Origin of the sequence: Sphingobium sp., assembly GCF_035511395.1 — a bacterium.
Classification (GTDB): Bacteria; Pseudomonadota; Alphaproteobacteria; order Sphingomonadales; family Sphingomonadaceae; genus Sphingobium.
Genome location: NZ_DATKFP010000005.1, coordinates 1 through 2,682 on the forward strand (window position 1 = coordinate 1; position 2,682 = coordinate 2,682).

A 2,682-nucleotide genomic window follows, 5' to 3' on the forward strand; every position below is an offset into this window, starting at 1 on the left:
GCGTGGCTGGGTTCGCATCGCCTTTTCCAGCGTCGGTGAAATCGACGAAAAGCTGAGTGCGCGCTACCGCAAGGCGCTCGATAGCCTTCCTGGAACCACCCGCGCGATCCTGCTGGCGCGCCAGCGGGACCAACGCAGTTATGGTGAGATTGCGCACCAGTTCGGGCTGACGATCGCTGATGTCGAAGGCGCTATCGCTGATGCCTTGTTCCAGATTGGCCGGGCGCTTGATCAGGAATGACCGTTCGGCTCGACCGGGCCGTCGCTCTTCGCCCACCAAAGGCGGCGGCGACCCACAACCGCCAGGGTCGATAGCCACTATGCAGGCAAATATGAGCAAGACGCTCGCCGAGACTTATACGATGCGGAGCAAATTCATTCACGATCGGCCACCGTAATTGCCGCCGCGCAAGGGGGGCAAAACCGCGAGCAGCATTGCGCACGCATATGAAGGAAATGCCCGATGGATATGATCACCTGCAGGACCCGCATCAGCGGGCAGGCTCCGCTTTACAGCTATCGGGTCCTGGTCCCGCTGGACCAGCTTGCTCCCCGCCGTCGGCATCATGTCGTCATTCTTCATGTCCCGACACCGGCGGGTCGGCTGCCCTGTACCCGGCTCGCCGACGTACTGGCGCCAGGCCGCTGGTTCGAGCGCTATCTCGCCATGCATTGCGGCCTGGCCGCGCGGCTCAACCTCGTGTCGCGCCGCGTCGAGGCCATCATCCTGCAGGCCATTTTCCCTGAAATGACCACTCGTCTCGTTCCGCCGATGCTTCTGCTCGACCATGAGGCCGGCGAGGCCCGCCATCGCATCTCCGGCATCGATCTCAATGCTGCCTTCGATAGCCTCGCGCCCCGGATCGAAACGCTGACGGCCGCCGATCTCGGCCTTTGTCTCAACGATCACCGCCGCGCGGCCTGAAGGAGGATTGAGCCCATGACCAGCTATGCCCCCCTCCATCTCGAAATCGCCGCCTGCCTATGGGAGGCGGTCCTGACTTTGCGTGACCGGCCTGCCGCCGATCCCGATGCGCTCGACCGCGCCCTGGCGATACGCAGGGCGTTCGACAGGCTTGGGGCTCAGACCCTGCGTCCCGTCATACTTAGCTGGACCGCAACAGTCGAACGGGCATTGCAGCAGCTTGATGACGATTGCCCCTTCGGTCTCGACTGGGCCTATATCGGCCGCTGGCTGGCCGAAAGCGTCGACTGGTCCCATCCGCACCACCCGGTCCTGTGTTCCCATCCAGCCGGACGGGATGCTGCACAGGCTTCAGCAACCGGCATTGGGGAAGAGCCATCGTCGGGACCGACAGATATTGGCGGCCGCGGGGATCACCTCGCTCTGCTGGCGCGGGCACGCTCCGCCATCCAATATCCCGAAAACCTCGCAAACCGTGCGCGCAGCGAACTGATCGCGGCAATCCGCGGCGCTGAGGACCACATCGAACGATCGCCCTTGCCCTGGCCGGTCCAGCTTCATGCCGCCGCTATCGAGCACCGCTACGGCACCAATATCCATGCCGCGATCGATGAGGCCACGCTGGACGCGGAAATCGCCGCCTGGTGCCGGGAGTGGTGGAAAGAAATCGGGGACGAGCACGATCCCGCTACACTGGACGATGAAACCGTGATTGCCATCTATTTCGACGGGCATCCGTCGGACGGATGCGCCAAAGACCTACTCCAGGTCACTCCGCCGCTTCTCCACACAAGCCTCGCTTCGAAATCGGTGGAAACCGGGCGCTATTGCGTGCTCTCGACCGCGCATCTGACGGTCCAGACCGCCGGCCTTCTCGATGGCTGGGCATCCTGGCCGCCGACCGAGCGGCCGATCGACATCGCCGCCTCCGTCTACGGCTGGTTCGTGCCCACCCGTTTGCTCGACGAAGCGCGCCAGGCGCAACTGCCGGCAGACCTGCTGCGTCTGATGGCGTTCGGTCGAAGCCGGAGCTTCCAGTTCCTCCTCCTCGATTGCGACGGTGACCGCTCGGATGATTTGCCTGTCCACGATTGGTAGACCTTGCCGGACATCATGCCGTCAGGTGGGAATCTGGCTCCAAAAGCCGATTTTGCGCCCATGGCTCTGGCGCAGAAGATCAATCCAGTCGATATGACGCATGATATCCGCTCCCGCATCAATGGCGTCCGCGAGCTTGCCTGCAGCGACAAAATCCCGCACGGCATACGCATAATATTTCGACGCGCCACGATCGAGCACGCCAGTGACCAGTTGCCGGTAGAGCAGCGTGGCGCCGACCGGATCGCTAGACGAGAGAGCCTCGGCACAGGGGCGCAGGATGTGATAGGCCCGCCCATCCAGCTGATCGATACGAGCTCGAACCAGCTGGCCGGCGCGCTTGAGATCCGGCCACTCCACGAGGAAGGCGAGGGCGGGGACGCCGGGATCGAACGCCTTTGCCTGATCGAGCGCCTGCTGCTCCGCGTCGAAATCCTCAAAATCCGGCAGGTTCTTGAGCCAGTCGCGCAGTGCCTCGCTGTCCAGCCAGCGATCGAAGATCGCCTTGCGCTGCGCCTGCGCGTCTTCCCTGCGGCCCATGGCGCAGAGGGCCTGCAACTTCAGGTCGGCAAGCTCACGCTCGTTATGCCCGCGCTCGGTCGGCGCTTCGATCCAGCCGAGAGCCTCTTCGCAGCGTCCATGTGCGATCAGCCGTTCGG

Annotated in this window: 4 protein-coding genes; 3 read left to right on the forward strand and 1 reads right to left on the reverse strand. The window is 63.7% G+C overall.

The genetic code is table 11. The features are described 5' to 3' along the window. The 3 genes from VMR39_RS00295 to VMR39_RS00305 form a co-directional block, all read left to right on the forward strand. Window positions 1-241 (forward strand): sigma factor-like helix-turn-helix DNA-binding protein (locus VMR39_RS00295; protein WP_325413239.1); only part of this gene is annotated, 241 nt, incomplete at its 5' end. Between the two features lie 222 nt (window positions 242-463). After that, window positions 464-925: a hypothetical protein gene (locus tag VMR39_RS00300; protein WP_037511101.1), complete on the forward strand. Its 462-nt coding sequence runs from the start codon at window positions 464-466 to the stop codon at window positions 923-925. Between the two features lie 15 nt (window positions 926-940). After that, window positions 941-2,023, forward strand: a complete 1,083-nt coding sequence (locus VMR39_RS00305) for a hypothetical protein (protein ID WP_037511104.1) — start codon at window positions 941-943, stop codon at window positions 2,021-2,023. Between the two features lie 21 nt (window positions 2,024-2,044). Here the strand turns inward: VMR39_RS00305 and VMR39_RS00310 are convergent. Beyond that, a partial coding sequence (locus tag VMR39_RS00310; protein WP_325413243.1) for a DUF6880 family protein occupies window positions 2,045-2,682 on the reverse strand: 638 nt, incomplete at its 5' end.

What these genes read in the sequence shown, in the direction of transcription:
- VMR39_RS00300 (WP_037511101.1), top strand. Translation starts at nt 464, where the DNA reads ATGGATATGATCACCTGCAGGACCCGCATCAGCGGGCAGGCTCCGCTT.
- VMR39_RS00305 (WP_037511104.1), top strand. Translation starts at nt 941, where the DNA reads ATGACCAGCTATGCCCCCCTCCATCTCGAAATCGCCGCCTGCCTATGG.